Genomic DNA, 15,219 nt, shown 5'->3' with positions numbered 1-15,219 from the left:
ACTCAGGCACCGTGTCATGCGGTGCCTGTTTACTCGAGGAATACGTAATGACCGATTCCGACTCTCTCACGTACCACTCCGAGCTTCCCGGCCTCCTTGGCAAACTGGATACCCTGATTTGTAAAATCGAGTCCTTTATGTTGGCCGCAGGTGTGCTCCTAATGGCCCTTAATACCTGTGTCAATGTCATTGCTCGCTTTGGCTTTGGGCAGGGCTTGTTTTTTTCTGGCGAAATCAATCGCATTTTAATTGTTTTAATCACCTTTGCAGGGATTGGCTACGCGGCGCGTCATGGTCGCCACATCCGTATGTCTGCCCTGTATGACACCCTGCCTTTCAAAGGTAGAAAAATTTTAATGACAAGCATTGCGCTGATCACAGGCCTTATCATGCTGGTGTTGGCGTATTTTTCTTATCAATATATTGTCTCCGTTTATGACCGCGGTCGTATCTTGCCAGCACTTGGCTTCGAGATTTGGTGGATTTATATCTGGGTACCACTCGGCTTTATCGTCACCGGCATTCAGTACTGGTTGACTGTCTATAAAAATCTCACCTCGCCCGATGTTTACCTCTCCGCTGGCGTCCTCGATGGTTACGCTGAGACAGAAAGTGAAGTTTAAATAGGCACCTACCACTATGGCCATGACGTTAATGCTCATCATGATTGTCTTGCTCGTGCTTGGCTTTCCAATGATGGTCCCTTTGATTGCTGCCGCGCTAACCGGTTTTTACATGATGTTTGGCGGCGTTGGTCAAATGGATACTTTTATTCAGCAAGTGCTGGGAGGGATCCGTCCTGCCTCACTGATTGCTGTTCCTATGTTTATTCTCGCCGCCGATATTATGACGCGGGGGCAATCTGCTAACCGCTTGATTGATATGGTCATGACCTTTATTGGTCATATCCGCGGCGGGTTGGCGATCAGTACCGCCACCTCTTGTACTCTGTTTGGTGCCGTGTCTGGTTCAACGCAGGCAACCGTGGTAGCGGTTGGCTCGGCATTGCGTCCAAAGCTGCTTCGCGCAGGCTACAGCGACTCTTTTTCGCTCGCGTTGATCATCAACTCCAGTGATATCGCCTTTTTGATCCCACCCAGCATCGGGATGATCATTTACGGGGTGATCTCAGAAACCTCCATTGCCGAGCTATTTATTGCCGGGATTGGTCCTGGGTTAATGATTCTGACCTTTTTCTCGCTCTACTGCTTGTATTACGCCACTGTCCACAAAGTGCCGACAGAGCCTAAAGCGAGCTGGAGTGAACGGATTACCGCTACACGAAAAGCTTTATGGCCACTGATGTTCCCACTGATTATCGTGGGTGGGATTTATGGCGGTGTCTTTAGTCCCACAGAAGCGGCCGCGGTGTGTGTGCTTTATGCGATGATCTTGGAATTTGGTGTCTTTCGTTCACTAAACAGCAAAGATGTGTTCACGATCGCGCGTTCAACTGGCTTAATTACCGCTGTGGTCTTCATTCTTGTCGGTGTCGGGAATGGCTTCTCTTGGATCATTTCTTTCGCGCAAATTCCGCAAACCATTCTCGAGGCAGTGGGGATAAGTGAAATGGGCCCGATGGGCGTATTGGCCTCCATTTCAATTGCCTTTTTTGTCGCCTGTATGTTCGTTGACCCGATTGTGGTTATCTTGGTGCTCACGCCTATATTTGCACCTGCGATAGAAGCCACTAGTCTTGATCCTGTACACGTCGGGATTGTGATCACCTTGCAAGTGGCGATCGGCTCAGCAACGCCTCCGTTTGGCTGTGATATTTTCACCGCTATTGCGATTTTCAAAAAACCCTATTGGGAAGTTATCCGTGGAACGGGGCCATTTATTGCAATGCTGCTTCTGTCAGCGGCGTTACTGGTGATGTTCCCTCAGATTGCGTTATTCCTGCGTGATATTGCGTTTGGGTAACTAAACAACAGGAGTGATTGGATGTTTAAACGAATACTGGTTGCCGTCGATGGCTCATATTCTGCGTTAAATGCGTTAGATAAAGCGATTGAGTTGCAACAACTCACCCATGCTGAGCTCTACTTATTGTGTGTGTTTAAACATCACAGTTTGTTTGAGGCATCACTATCGATGGTGCGCCCCGATCGGTTGCAGATCCCAGACCAGACCCTGAGCGAATACGCCCGCAACATTGTTGAGCAAGCCAAACAACATGCAGTCGAAAACGGTGGCGAGAGTGTGCGCGGATTTGTCAAAGGCGGGCGCCCTTCCAAAACCATCATCAAGTTTGCGAAAAGCAAAGAGGTGGATTTGATTGTGATGGGCGCGCATGGCACCCACTCAGACAAAGACGGTATGTTTCTCGGCAGTGTCTCCCATCGTGTGGCAGGGCGGGCACATTGTCCCACTATGGTGGTTTAATCACCCGTGATGGCGTTTTCCGCGCGTTGTAACGCACACTCGATCATCACAACAAGAAAAAGGCCAGTATCGAAAGATGCTGGCCTTTTTTATCACTGTTTGCAGCGCTTTTATTGTAGGTGGAAATAATGACTATTCAGTACCAGATGAACACCGATAGAGGCAAGGTAACCGAGCATGATCACCGGTGCCCATTTTAGGTGGCCAAAAAAGGTGTATTTGCCGTGGGCTTGTCCCATCAAGGCCACCCCGGCCGCTGAGCCTAACGACAACAAGCTACCACCAACACCCGCCGTTAACGTCACCAATAGCCAGTTACCGTGCGACATATCAGGGCTCATGGTTAATACCGCAAACATGACCGGAATGTTATCCACCACCGCAGATAAAATCCCAACCAGTGTATTCGCCCAAATAGGATTCCACTCGAGATACATCACATTGGAGACGAGCGATAAGTAACCAATCAAGCTAAGGCCGCCAACACACATCACGACCCCATAGAAGAAAAGTAAGGTGTCCCACTCGGCATGGGAAATGCGGCGGAAGACATCAAAAGGCACCACTGACCCCAGTCGACGTAATGCCGCTTCGTCATTCTTCGCCTCAGCGATAGCACGTTTACGCGCTAACGAGCGCGGCAGTGTGCGGCGCAGATAAAAACCAAAGAACTGCAGGTAAGCCAATCCCATCATCATCCCCATCACCGGCGGGAAATGGATAAAGCCATGGAAAGCAACCGCCGTGGCGATAGTGAGCAAGAACAAGACCATGATGCGGCGAGCGCCGCGTTTGAGCTCGACATGCTCTTGCATCACATCCGGTTGTGTACGTGGGATAAATAGCGACATGATAAAGGCGGGGATCACGTAATTGACCACAGACGGAATAAACAAGGCCCCAAATTCGGCAAAGGTCACTTTACCCGCCTGCCACACCATCAAGGTGGTGATGTCGCCAAAGGGACTAAATGCACCGCCGGCGTTTGCCGCCACAACAATGTTGATACAAGCCAGATTAATAAACCGAGGGTTATCACCGCCAATTTTTAGCACAATGGTACACATCAACAGTGCAGTGGTAAGGTTATCCGCCACTGGCGAGATAAAGAAAGATAGGATCCCAGTAATCCAAAACAGGCTTCTCAAATCGTAGCCTTTACTCAAAATCCACGCTTTCAAGCCATCGAATAAACGCCGTTCTTCCATCGCCGAGATATAGGTCATGGCCACCAACAAGAACAGCAATAGCTCGGCGTACTCCAACAGATTGTGCTCTAGCGCGGCATGCGCTGGTGCCATATTGCCCCATTGAGAGTAAGCAAAACCAATGAGCAGCCAAATCAAGCCAGCCGCCAGCAAAACAGGCTTCGATTTTCGCAAGTGAAGCTTTTCTTCTAACATCACTAAGCTGTAGGCAACCGCAAAGATTGCCAAAGACGCATAGCCCACCCAAGACTGAGTTAAATCCAGCCCTTCTCCTGTCGTAGCGGCAAAAGCCGTTGGCGATACCATTGCCAACGCCGCAACCAAACGCTTCATCCTTGAGCCTCCAAATTTTGTTTCCTTACTTGTGATATGACAATTACGTCGTGTTAATCAGCCTGTTTCCGACTGTTTATTGACCGACCACCCGCCATAGAGACAAATCGCGTCGCCTCGGCGTGGTGACACATTTCTCACCATTAAAAGACAGTTTAAAAAGCGTGCTCTGTGGCAATCGTGCAATGTATCAATTGTTTATTTTGCACGGATAGGTCACCGCAGAACAAAAGCGAACATAATATTAACAAATATGGCGTTAACGTCTATTACTAAGCGCGTTTCAACCGCAAAAAAGAGGTGACATGGGTTACTGTCAAGATTAATAATATCAACTTACTAGTTGGTAATCGCTGTCATAGTCAGCAAAAATCGACTAGATTTAAATAAAAAGTGAATGATTTTAGTCATCCTCATTGAAAAAACCAAAAAATAACACTTACACAACATCGCAAACGCATCATTGCTATCTTGCTGGGATGCATAGTTCGAAGAAGGGAGTCACTATGAAAGCACCTAAACTCGCGGCCATCATCTGCGCGGCTGCGCTGTCAGTGGGAACGACCACCTCCGCCCTGGCTGAAACGGCGCGTGTCGCCGTCTCTCAGATTGTGGAGCACCCGGCACTTGACGCCGCCCGCAATGGTCTATTGGATGGGCTAATTGCCAAGGGTTATACCCAGGGCGAGAATCTCGATTTTAAATATCAAACTGCACAAGGTAACCCCGCTATTGCGGTACAAATCGCTCGCCAGTATGTCGGCGAACAGCCGGATGTACTTGTCGGGATTGCGACGCCCTCGGCACAAGCACTCGCGGCCGCTACCCGTGATGTGCCAGTGATTTTCACCGCCGTGACCGACCCTGTCGGCGCTAAGCTGGTCAAAAACATGGATGCCCCTAGCGGCAATGTGACAGGTCTTTCTGATCTTTCCCCTGTGGCACAACACGTCGCACTGGCCAAAGAACTTTTACCCAACCTTTCCTCTATTGGCGTGGTGTACAACCCGGGCGAAGCAAACGCAGTGACCTTAGTCGAACTTCTCAAAGAAGCAGCGCAACAGCATGGGATTAAAGTGGTCGAAGGGACAGCACTAAAAAGTGCCGACGTCCAGTCTGCCGCACAAGTCGTTGCGACACAGTCTGATGTGATTTATGCCCCAACAGACAATACAGTCGCCAGTGCCATTGATGGCTTAGTGGCAGCGGCCAATTCAGCCGGCAAACCCGTCATCGGCGGCTCCACCTCTTATACCCCTAATGGTGCCGTGGTGGCATTAGGCTTTGATTACTACTCGGTTGGCGTACAAACCGCAGATTATGTTGCCGCAGTGCTGGAAGGCAAACCGATTTCATCATTGCCAGCTAAAGTGGCGGAAGGGTCAGACCTTGCTGTCAATCGCGCAGCGGCTAAGAAACTCGGCCTCGAGGTGCCTGCGTCTATCTTAGATCGCGCCTCACGCATCGTAGACTAGTTTGTATCAGTCTTGGAGTAGTAAATGACTGCAATTGCGTTCTTCGGCACCTTAGAGGTTGGGCTGATCTATGGCTTGGTCGCTCTCGGGGTCTATCTGACATTCCGTGTTTTGGATTTTCCTGATCTGACCGTTGACGGCAGCTTCCCTATGGGTGCTGCCGTCGCAGCAACCATGATCGTCGCTGGCTATAACCCATGGCTAGCGACGGCAGTGGCTATTTTGGCCGGGGGGATCACTGGGCTCGTCACCGCTTTTTTGACCGTAAAATGCGGCATCCTCAATTTACTCTCGAGTATTTTGACCATGATTGCCGCTTTCTCTATCAACATCCGTATCATGGGGCGCCCCAATATCGCTTTGCTCGGGGAAGAAACCATCCTCACCCCGTTCGAATCACTCGGGATTGCCCCAGCCTATCTTCGCCCCTTAGTGGTGGGCGTATTAGTGATTATTAGTGGCCTCCTCGTCATCCGCTTATTGGCCAGTGACTTCGGTCTTGGGCTACGTGCCACCGGGGTCAACGCACGGATGGTGAAAGCCCAAGGTGGGAGTACCGCGATGTATACCTACTTTGGTCTTGCGCTATCCAACGCCTTTGTCGGCTTTGCGGGGGCACTATTTGCGCAAACCAATAGCTTTGCGGATGTAACCTCCGGCGTCGGCACCATTGTGGTGGGGCTCGCCGCGGTGATATTGGGACAAACGCTCATCCCTGGGCGTAAAGTCTGGGTAGCCGTTATCGCGGTTATTTTAGGCTCTATCCTCTATCGTCTCGCCGTCGCATTCGCGCTGTCGAGTGGTATGTTTGGCTTGCAAGCCTCTGATCTCAACTTGGTGACCGCGGTACTGGTTGCCGTTGCGCTCATTGCGCCTAAAATGCGCCAGCAATATCAAAAGTCAAAACGTGCGAAACAGGCGGAGGTGTCAGGATGATCTCGCTCAACAACATTCAAGTCACCTTTAATCCTGGGACCGTGCTGGAGAACCGCGCGTTACGAGGCGTTAATCTCACGATTCCTGAAAAAGAGTTCGTCACCATCATTGGCTCCAATGGCGCGGGGAAGTCGACCTTGTTGGGTGCAGTGACAGGTGAAACCCCGATGATTGGTGGTCAGGTCATGATTGACGACATCGATGTGACGAAAAAAGCCGTTCACCAACGAGCCACCCTCGCCGCTCGGGTGTTTCAAGATCCACTCGCGGGTACGTGTGCCTCGTTAACCATTGAGGAAAACTTAGCCCTAGCCTATCGGCGTGGAAAAGGCCGGGGCTGGACACGTGCGCTTGGCAGTAAACGGCGTCAATTATTCCAAGAGCGCATTGCGATTTTGGGGTTAGGGTTAGAAGATAGGCTCGGTGACAGCATCGGCCTGCTTTCAGGGGGCCAACGCCAGGCGGTAAGTTTGGTCATGGCAACACTGTCAGACAGTAAGCTCTTACTGCTTGATGAACACACCGCAGCGCTGGATCCACGTATGGCCGCATTCGTGATTGATTTGACCAAAACCATCGTCAATGAGTTTAACCTCACGGCGATGATGGTCACTCACTCAATGAAAGATGCCTTGGCCTGTGGCGATCGCACCGTGATGTTACACCAAGGCAATATTGTTCTCGATGTGCACGGTGATGAACGCAAAAATATGGATGTCCCGCATCTGCTGGAAATGTTCAATAAAGTCCGTGGCGAAACCCTTGCCGACGACAGTTTGCTGCTCGGCTGACTCAGCCTTTCACATCAAGGAAAACAGACGGCGCTTATTTTCGAATAAGTGCCCAATTTTCTATTCTTATTGCCAGATTTTTCGTGATAGCCAGTATTCCATGCTAGGGTAGCGGTATCTTAGTAAGGGACTGACTATGAACATCCAAAGCGTTCTGCTCGCTTTATTGGTCGTACTGATCTGGGGTGTCAACTTTTCCGTCATTAAAGTTGGGCTGGAAACCTTGCCACCCATTTTGTTCTCAGGGTTACGGTTTTTTATCGTCGCCTTGCCGGCGGTATTTTTTATTCCGCGTCCTAAGGTAAAACTGTGGCAACTATTCGCCGTGGGACTGAGCCTAGGCGTCATTAAATTTAGTTTGCTGTTTATTGCCATGCAAGACGATGCATCAGCCGGCATCGCTTCCCTACTTTTACAGTCACAGGTCATTTTTACTATCGGGCTAAGCGCTCTGGTGCTTAAAGAGCATGTTACCGTGCCGCAACGCATCGGACTTATCGTGGCTTTTTCCGGGTTTGGGCTATTTTTTGTTGCCTCTACGGGAAGCGCGACACTCACGGGCGTGGCGATGATTGTTGCCGCTGGCTTTTTCTGGGCAGTCGCCAACATGGTGATGAAACAAATGCCAGGCGTTAACCTGATGCATTTTATGGTTTGGGTGAGCTTAATCCCACCGCTACCACTGTTTGCCCTCTCGTATTGGTTTGAGACCCACCAGCCTATTGCCTTGTTGCAAGCCACACCGTTATCAGGTTGGGTCTCTGTGGCCTACGTGGGTTACTTGTCGACGTTAGTTGCATTCGCTATCTGGGGGTGGTTGCTCAACCAGCACACCTCAGCCTCGGTCACCCCGTTTGCGCTATTGATCCCAATTGTCGGTATGGCGGCAGCGTCAATCGGGTTGGGAGAAACCTTATCGATGATTGAGTGGGTTGGCGCGGCCTTGATTGTCTCTGGCTTGAGCCTGTCTGTGTTGGGTCGGCGCATTGGTCGCTGGTTGGGACTAAAAGCGCGTGCCAGACCTACTTCTGCGCTGTAAATGATTTGCCCGGCCACCACTGACTCAGCAGCCTGCCACTGAGTGACGGCTGATACCGCCAACAGTGATCAAACATGGCCATTAGGCTGGGGTTGCCATATTTGGACAAGCTTACGGCATGAAAGCGATTGTGGTTGGCTTTCAGTGCCTCAACCTTGTTGATCATCGCATCCGATTGCTTAGGCGCGATAAAGTCTGACACGACCACCAGATCGGCGTTTTGATAGCGATCGCTTTCCATCAGGTTGAGCGCTTTATCAATGACTGGCGTCATATCTGTGCCGCCATGAAAACGGTAAGAGAGAAAGCTCATCGCCTCTTGCAAACCGCGCTCACCGGTTAACTCGTAGCTAATATGGTCCGTGGAAAAGAGCATCACGTAACAGTCTCGGTGCTCAGTGGCGGCAATCCGCATCAACACATACGCGAGGGCTTTAGCACACTGCTCTGGAAAACCGCTCATGGAACCAGAGGCATCCACCGCAATGATAAACGGCCCTTTCTTTTTTTCAGGCATAGATTGACTAGGCGCGTGCGTCTCCACTTTTTTACGACGGTAGGCCTTACCAGAAAACTGATAATTGAGGAGCTGTTTGTCTACCAGTTGCTTGTAAAACACTACTTCAAGCGCCGGATCCGCGAGCAACACGGCTTCATTGGGCAACAAGCGATCAACCCGATCACTTTGGCAAATCCCCGTGATATCGTCCGGCACATCCACCTGACGCTCTGGTTTGGTTTTCAGTGTCTCAGTGGGCTGTTGGCTTGGCCCAGAAAGATTCACCTGATTGGCCATGCGCCCGAGTTGTTCCGCGATTGCCTGAAGCTCTGGATTTTTCTCTAGAAAAGCAATAAACCGTTTAAGCAAGGTGACGTCTTGCTGAGAAAGAGAGCTCGCCGCCATATCCCACAGCCGCCCCACTTTGCTGATATCGCCCGACTGGTCAACACCATCCATTTGCTGATAGGTTGAAATCCGGCGGTACAAATCTTCCAAGAGCTTTTGTTTTTGCGCCTCAACACTGTCGGACTGATTTTTTTGTATTTCGGCTTTTAAATGCGCGTGCCATTTATTGCAAAAATACGACTGAAACATGGGATCGGCGTGCTGAGCTTGATGGGCGGCGAGCTTTTCCGCCTGCGGATAGAACGAAGAAACCGATTTTAATTGGCTCAGTAAAGTATCAATCTCTTTTTCAAACGCGCGTGCGGTTTTTTCGGTGGCCTGCTCGTAGTATTGAATTTCTTGCTTCAGGGAAGCTGACAACCCTTGCTGCACCAGCTTGCGTTTTGTTTGCCCTCGCCAGCGGTGAAGCTGTTTTTTTACGGCTCGCTTAATCGCTGGGCTTCGTTCCGTCAACACCAGCAACTGGGGGTGAGACATCAACTCTGTCATCGCCGCATCCAGTAACCCAGACTCCGCGAGCATCAACCCCATGTTCAGGCTCTCAGCACTCAGCATGGCTCGCCCCTGAGAAGAACTCACCTAAGCGCGCTAAACGATTAACTTGGCGCTCTAGGTTATCAATCTGCGTTTTTACCTCATGTTCCACATCCACCAAACTCGCTGATGCGATTTCCAGCAGATCCGGTTGCGCAAATAAATGCGGTAATCCGGCATTGAGTTGACTGCGCGCGCGACGAATTAAAAACTGCGCATGCTGCAATTGTTCAAGCGCATGATCGGTTTGTTGCTTCCAATCTGCTAGCTGCGATTCGCTCGGATCGTTAACCCCCACCAAAGCCATAGGTACAGGTCGATTAGCGATATCTTTAATGACCAAGGCGTGCTGCGCATCCCACTCTAACGTGAGCCGGCACAGATGATTGTTTTTATTCACATAGCCATACAAGTCTGTGCTGCCTGTTTTCAACTTTTTCTCAATGTCGGCCGCATCGAGATACACCCAGCGACTGTCACCTTTTTCTTGCTCTGAAACCGATGGGTTGGCCCGAAGTAGGACAAAACGAACCAAATCTCGACTTTGGTTGACCGTGAAGCGAGGCGACTGACTCACGTCAATCATTGCTTTGCGCGTGAGTCCAGCGGTGGCCGTATCTTGTCGATAGGTCAGCGCCTCAGCCGTATCTTGCTCAATCTCTTCTAATGCCACTTTGACGTCATCGATCAAGGCGAGTACTTCTTGTTGATCGAACAGCACTTCTTTGGCAAATGCCTGCATTACCGTTTGCACCACATCGCGCGACTCTGGGCTATGCCATAGGCAGTCTTCCAGTAACAATAAGTCCAGTGGCGCGACTTCGTCACGACCATTGAAAAAAGCGGCCGCTTTTAGCAAACGCACTGCCTTTTTCCACCGGCGATCCGACACGTAAAGCTCACTTGGGTCGAATTGTGATTGCTCACTGCCGGCATTTTCTACCCGTTGTTTTAGGGTGTAGAGTTTTTCGAATATCGCATCAGGCAGATCCAGTGTGGGAATAATAGTCTGCCAATGCTGATATTCTTGATGGCTAATTTTCAACTTATCGGCCACCGTTGCCTCATCCTGGCTGGGCTCGGTAAGCATCAGTTTGAAGTTTTTCTTCTCTTGGATCCGATTGACGAACACTCGTAGCAACATGCGATCGTACAAGGCATCGAGCCCACTGTCCGGCTCGGGTAATTCGTTGGACGCTGTCACCAATAAACGCATAGGAACAGGATAAACATGCTCGCCATTTTTAAAGGTGCGTTCGTTGACCACGGTCAGCAAGGTATTGAGGATAGCCGGCCCTGCTTTCCATATTTCGTCCAAGAAGACAACGTCGGCGTTAGGCAAATAGCCATCGGTCAAGCGTACATATTTGCCCTCATCTTTCAGCGCCTGAATCGAGAGCGGGCCAAATACTTCTTCCGGCGTGGAAAACCGGGTCATCAAATACTCAAAAAACTGGCTGTTATCAAACGCCTCGATCAATCGTTTAGCGATATAACTTTTCGCAATCCCGGGCGGGCCAAGTAAGAAGATACTTTCACCGGCAAGCGCGGCCAACAGACACATCTTGATGGTATGTTCGCGCTCGTAAACCCCACTGGAAAGCGCATTGATGAGGCTGGCTATACGCTCAGGTAGCAAAGCACGTTGACTGACGGTGGCAAGATTTTGAGACAAGTGATACTCCGATTTTCATCGCTATACAGGGTATTTTGTGCTTGATAACCACGAAGCGCTTGTTGATTAATCATGGCAAGCCAAGCGCTATTTGCCATTAACCAGCTGACCAACTGCACAAAAAACACACTATTATGTAAACTAATATTAATTAATATGTCGATATATCATTAGCGCACTTGTCAGATAGTGACATAGATCACTCTCAAGTCAATCTTGCGACACCCCTTCTTGTCATTGCTTGATAATTAACCTGCTTTCACTACGGGCCAGTGTGAGTGGCCACCCCACTCAGTCCATGACCCATCGTAAACCGCCACAGGGTAGGCGAAGTAGTGCTCAGCCACAGCAGCCAAAATGCACGCGGTAACCCCCGAGCCACAACTTACTACGTTAACCCGCGTATCACTTAAGTGAGGTAACACGGTCGATCGCGCTTCACGCTCACTGATCACAAAGCCTCGTGGGTCGGTCAACGTGGCAAAGGGAAGATTCGTGGCGCCAGGCATATGACCACTACGAATCCCCTCTCTCGGTTCAGGGGCGTCGCCATAAAAGCGTGTTTCAGGACGAACATCAATCACATTCATCACGGCGAGTTTGTCTGCCAAGGTGGCACCATCCATGTAGCGGTACGGTTTAAACTGCGTCTGATAGGTCGCTTCGACACGTGGCTGCGGCGGGGTATTATCAATCAGCCCTTCTGAAGCCATCCATGCAGGTAACCCACCATCCAGGATAAACACATTTTGATGACCCATCACTTTACACATCCACCAAGCACGCGCCGCTGAAAACAATCCTTGGGTGTCATACACCACCAGGGTATCTTGCGACGCAATGCCTAATGCGCCCATATGCTGGGCGAAGCGCTCTTCATCAGGCAACATATGGGGCAAGCTAGACGTGGGGTCTTTGATACGACTGTCGAAGTCAAAAAAAACGGCCCCCGGAATCCGACGTTGTTGCCACTCTTGAACGCTATCCCTCGACACATCAGGCATAAACCAACTGGCGTCGACAGGGATCACGGTATCGAGGCGCTGAGCCAGCCATTCGGCGGTTACAAACACTGACATTTTGACGGTTCCTTTTCATCGTTGATTGACGGCTTACCACTCTTTCACAAGATATTGACCTTTCTCATCTGGTGTCAGCCTGCGTTTTTACTCATACTGAGAGCCTCGCATTGAAGATGCAACTAAATGAGGATGTGAATGACACCGTCTCGCGTGATCAGCGGCACTATTTTACTGTTTCCCACTTTGCTACTCGCGCCTAGCACGGCCTTGGCGGCTGGCTTTGGATTAACGATTGAAAACGACAGCCCATTAGGGGTCGACAACCAATACACCAGTGGTGTTTATGCGCATTGGCATGCGGATTGGTCAGATGATCTCACTCGTGCGTCTGTCACGCCTATTCGTTGGTTTGCCGAGCAACTTCCGCTCAACGAGTCGGCAAGGCAAGGCTGGAGTGTGGATATTGGGCAAATGATGTGGACGCCCAATGATATTACCTATACCACACCTCAACCCGAGGAACGCCCTTATGCAGGGTTGATATTTATCGAGCCCGGTATCTACCAGCAGACGCCAGAACGGGTCGATAAGTGGTCACTGATGCTTGGTATGGTTGGTCCCGCGTCACAAACGGAAGAAGGGCAGTCTTATGTTCATGATGTCATTGACTCTCCCGATCCTAAAGGCTGGGACTATCAAGTGGAAAATACCCCAGTGGCACAGCTTGCCTATGAGCGGCACCAGCTTTTACACCGTAGCGAGCATCAAGAATGGGGAGTGACTGGACGTGCGGATATTGGCAACTTCCGTAGTGAGCTGTCAGCAGGCCTTAGCTACCGAGTGGGGCTGGATCTCGCCAACACGTATGGAGGAATCAGTTATGAGCCCGGCCGGCACCTCGATAGCCGCTTATTTGAGGCCAGTGAACAAGGTGCCTTCTTGTATACAGCAATCCAAGGTCGCTACCGTGCCAATGACATCACCATCAATGGCGATAAGCCGCCAGAAAATGCAGACATCGATATGACGCATTGGCAAGCCAGTGCCGCAGCTGGGGTAGCGTTTTATCAACCTCGCTGGGGCACGGATATCAGTGTCGTACTGCATACCAAAGATTATGAACAAGCTATCGATAACACCTACAGTTACGTGTCTTGGACCGTGCACTATCGCTATTAGCGATAGTGTCATTCCCTTTTTCATTATCTTGACGGAGCCGCCGCCGTTTTCGCACTGCGCGGTAGCGCCAATTTATCGGAGAATTTCATCCACAACAAAGACGCGAGAATCATCGCAATACCCAACCATTGCAGCGGTTGTAGCGTCTCATCAATCCAAAGTACCCCCAGGGTTACGGCCGTAAGCGGATTGAGGAACATGATGATCGACTGACGATTGGGGCCCAGCACGGTAATTGAGCGAATGTAAGCCCAATAGCCAACGGCGGTATTCAGTACGATTATCCACGCTAGACCTGGTAAAGCGTCAAGTGTTGGCGCTTGCGGCGGCCCAGCCAAGCCCCATGCAAACGGCACGAGCATCACGCCACCAAGAACTAACTGCCATGCGGTCAGACCAAAAATATCTTTCGCTTCCCATCGCTTCATCCACAATGTTGACTGCGCGACAAAGAAGGTTGCTAATAGCATGGCGCCCGCTCCCACCCAATCGATGTCTGTGGATGGATTCAGCAACAATCCCACTCCCAATAGCCCGAGTACTGCCAAGCTAAGCAGCTTAGGCTCTGGCCGTTTTCCTTCGGTTAACCACTGCAACAGCATCAGAACGAGCGGTAAGGTGGCTCCTAACGTCCCCGCCACCGCGCCCGGTAGTCGATATGCCGCGATAAATAGCAGTAAAAAGAAAGCAGCAATATTGAAAAAGCTCACTGCGAGCATTCTCGGCAAACTCAAGGGTAAACCACGGCGACTGATCAACAGCATTAAGATCCCTGCAGGCAGCGCCCGCCAGACCGCCATCCAGTAAGGGGAAAGATCCCCCAAGTACAATGCAACCGCCGAATAAGTACTTCCCCAAAAAATGGGGGCGAGAATCGCGATGAAATAATGCATAACCTGTCTCCATTTATCTTTATGTAAAGATAGATTAGCCGACACATTGATCAACATCAAGTATCTTTATTAAAAGATAAATAGTTGAGGGCGAACTTCGCCAGCGCAATGAAGTGGAGCTGCTATGCTTATTTATTGGTAAAACAGGGGGATACTAGAATGATTAATACCGAAAATGCCGTCGTTTTGTTGATTGATATACAAGGTAAGCTGGCGCAAAAAGTGGTGGGTAGCGAGGAATTACACCAAAAAGTGGCCCAATTAGTGCGCGGTTGCGAACACTTCGATGTGCCTGTCGTTTGGGTAGAACAACTGCCTGAAAAGCTTGGTGCAACAACGTCGGCGCTCGCCGACCTCATGCCAAACAACACGCCCATTGCCAAACACACCTTTAGTGCCTTTGCCGAGCCTCGTGTAGCGCAGACATTGCGTTCACTGAACCGTAAACAGGTAATTCTTTGCGGCATTGAAACACATATTTGTGTGTATCAAACCGCCTGTGATCTGCTTCGCCATCACTACCATGTGCATCTTGTCACGGACGGGATGTCATCCTGTCACCCTGCACACCATCAAAGTGGCATCGCAATGATGCAGCAGCATGGTGCTTGGATCACCGTGGTCGAAGCCTTGTTGTTTGAGTGGCAACAACACGCAGGGGGGCCGGACTTTAAAGCGTTTTTGTCACTCATCAAGTAAGCACTCAGTAGATCTCTAATGATTGATATCACGTAGTGGTGGTCACAATGAGCAAATTTCGGATTTGCAAAACGGTAAAGTGAGACGTATGCCTCATTTTGCCTCCTAACAATTTAATTAGTGGTCTAATATTATTTGGGACG

Annotated in this window: 14 protein-coding genes; 9 read left to right on the top strand and 5 right to left on the bottom strand. The window is 50.3% G+C overall.

Annotation, left to right across the window (positions count from 1 at the left end):
- Positions 1 to 47 precede the first annotated feature (47 nt).
- Genes BZG72_RS12395 through BZG72_RS12385 form a run of 3 tightly spaced genes read left to right on the top strand, consistent with a single transcriptional unit; the run spans position 48 to position 2,385 of the window.
- A complete protein-coding gene (locus BZG72_RS12395) occupies positions 48 to 623 on the top strand; it encodes a TRAP transporter small permease (protein WP_046075960.1) in 576 nt (191 codons plus the stop codon).
- Between the two features lie 16 nt (positions 624 to 639).
- Positions 640 to 1,923, top strand: coding sequence for a TRAP transporter large permease (locus BZG72_RS12390; protein WP_077579285.1), 1,284 nt, complete (start codon positions 640 to 642; stop codon positions 1,921 to 1,923).
- 21 nt (positions 1,924 to 1,944) lie between these two features.
- Positions 1,945 to 2,385 carry a universal stress protein gene (locus BZG72_RS12385; RefSeq protein ID WP_046075962.1) on the top strand — a complete coding sequence of 147 codons (441 nt, stop codon included), beginning with the start codon at positions 1,945 to 1,947 and terminating at the stop codon, positions 2,383 to 2,385.
- A 110-nt stretch (positions 2,386 to 2,495) separates the two neighbouring features.
- Here BZG72_RS12385 and nhaD read toward each other — a convergent pair whose 3' ends face one another.
- On the bottom strand, positions 2,496 to 3,926 hold the full coding sequence (gene nhaD / locus BZG72_RS12380) for a sodium:proton antiporter NhaD (protein ID WP_046075963.1): 1,431 nt from the start codon (positions 3,924 to 3,926) through the stop codon (positions 2,496 to 2,498).
- 506 nt (positions 3,927 to 4,432) lie between these two features.
- On the opposite strand from nhaD, the gene BZG72_RS12375 reads away from it, so the two are divergent.
- The 4 genes from BZG72_RS12375 (at position 4,433) to BZG72_RS12360 (ending at position 8,167) form a co-directional block, all read left to right on the top strand.
- Positions 4,433 to 5,401 carry an ABC transporter substrate-binding protein gene (locus tag BZG72_RS12375; protein WP_077666911.1) on the top strand — a complete coding sequence of 323 codons (969 nt, stop codon included), beginning with the start codon at positions 4,433 to 4,435 and terminating at the stop codon, positions 5,399 to 5,401.
- A gap of 24 nt (positions 5,402 to 5,425) precedes the next feature.
- Positions 5,426 to 6,337, top strand: coding sequence for an ABC transporter permease (locus BZG72_RS12370; protein ID WP_046075965.1), 912 nt, complete (start codon positions 5,426 to 5,428; stop codon positions 6,335 to 6,337).
- Positions 6,334 to 7,128 carry an ABC transporter ATP-binding protein gene (locus BZG72_RS12365; RefSeq protein ID WP_046075966.1) on the top strand — a complete coding sequence of 265 codons (795 nt, stop codon included), beginning with the start codon at positions 6,334 to 6,336 and terminating at the stop codon, positions 7,126 to 7,128. The genes BZG72_RS12370 and BZG72_RS12365 overlap by 4 nt, the downstream gene beginning before the upstream one ends.
- Before the next feature lie 136 nt (positions 7,129 to 7,264).
- Positions 7,265 to 8,167 (top strand): EamA family transporter, encoded by a 903-nt coding sequence (locus BZG72_RS12360; protein WP_077579283.1) that lies wholly within the window; start codon positions 7,265 to 7,267, stop codon positions 8,165 to 8,167.
- Here the strand turns inward: BZG72_RS12360 and viaA are convergent.
- The 3 genes from viaA to BZG72_RS12345 form a co-directional block, all read right to left on the bottom strand.
- The gene (gene viaA, locus BZG72_RS12355) at positions 8,151 to 9,629 is read right to left on the bottom strand and encodes an ATPase RavA stimulator ViaA (protein WP_077666910.1); all 1,479 of its coding nucleotides are present in this window, start codon (positions 9,627 to 9,629) and stop codon (positions 8,151 to 8,153) included. The genes BZG72_RS12360 and viaA overlap by 17 nt on opposite strands.
- The gene (locus tag BZG72_RS12350) at positions 9,616 to 11,283 is read right to left on the bottom strand and encodes an AAA family ATPase (RefSeq protein WP_046075969.1); all 1,668 of its coding nucleotides are present in this window, start codon (positions 11,281 to 11,283) and stop codon (positions 9,616 to 9,618) included. The genes viaA and BZG72_RS12350 overlap by 14 nt, the downstream gene beginning before the upstream one ends.
- Positions 11,284 to 11,531: 248 nt before the next feature.
- Entirely contained in the window at positions 11,532 to 12,362 is an 831-nt protein-coding gene (locus BZG72_RS12345) for a rhodanese-like domain-containing protein (RefSeq protein WP_046075970.1), read from the bottom strand.
- A 138-nt stretch (positions 12,363 to 12,500) separates the two neighbouring features.
- On the opposite strand from BZG72_RS12345, the gene BZG72_RS12340 reads away from it, so the two are divergent.
- Positions 12,501 to 13,484, top strand: a complete 984-nt coding sequence (locus tag BZG72_RS12340) for a lipid A deacylase LpxR family protein (RefSeq protein WP_052708152.1) — start codon at positions 12,501 to 12,503, stop codon at positions 13,482 to 13,484.
- Positions 13,485 to 13,507: 23 nt separating this feature from the next.
- Here the strand turns inward: BZG72_RS12340 and BZG72_RS12335 are convergent, their stop codons facing one another.
- Positions 13,508 to 14,377 carry a DMT family transporter gene (locus BZG72_RS12335; protein WP_077607047.1) on the bottom strand — a complete coding sequence of 290 codons (870 nt, stop codon included), beginning with the start codon at positions 14,375 to 14,377 and terminating at the stop codon, positions 13,508 to 13,510.
- Positions 14,378 to 14,536: 159 nt separating this feature from the next.
- Between BZG72_RS12335 and BZG72_RS12330 the strand changes: the two genes are divergently transcribed.
- Positions 14,537 to 15,076, top strand: coding sequence for an isochorismatase family protein (locus tag BZG72_RS12330; RefSeq protein WP_077638860.1), 540 nt, complete (start codon positions 14,537 to 14,539; stop codon positions 15,074 to 15,076).
- The last annotated feature ends 143 nt before the right edge of the window (positions 15,077 to 15,219 follow it).

It is taken from the genome of Salinivibrio sp. PR6 (assembly GCF_001995955.1).
GTDB classification, from domain to species: domain Bacteria; phylum Pseudomonadota; class Gammaproteobacteria; order Enterobacterales; family Vibrionaceae; genus Salinivibrio; species Salinivibrio siamensis.
Note: the sequence above shows the minus strand (reverse complement) of the source record. Positions and strands in the feature narration are given on the sequence as shown.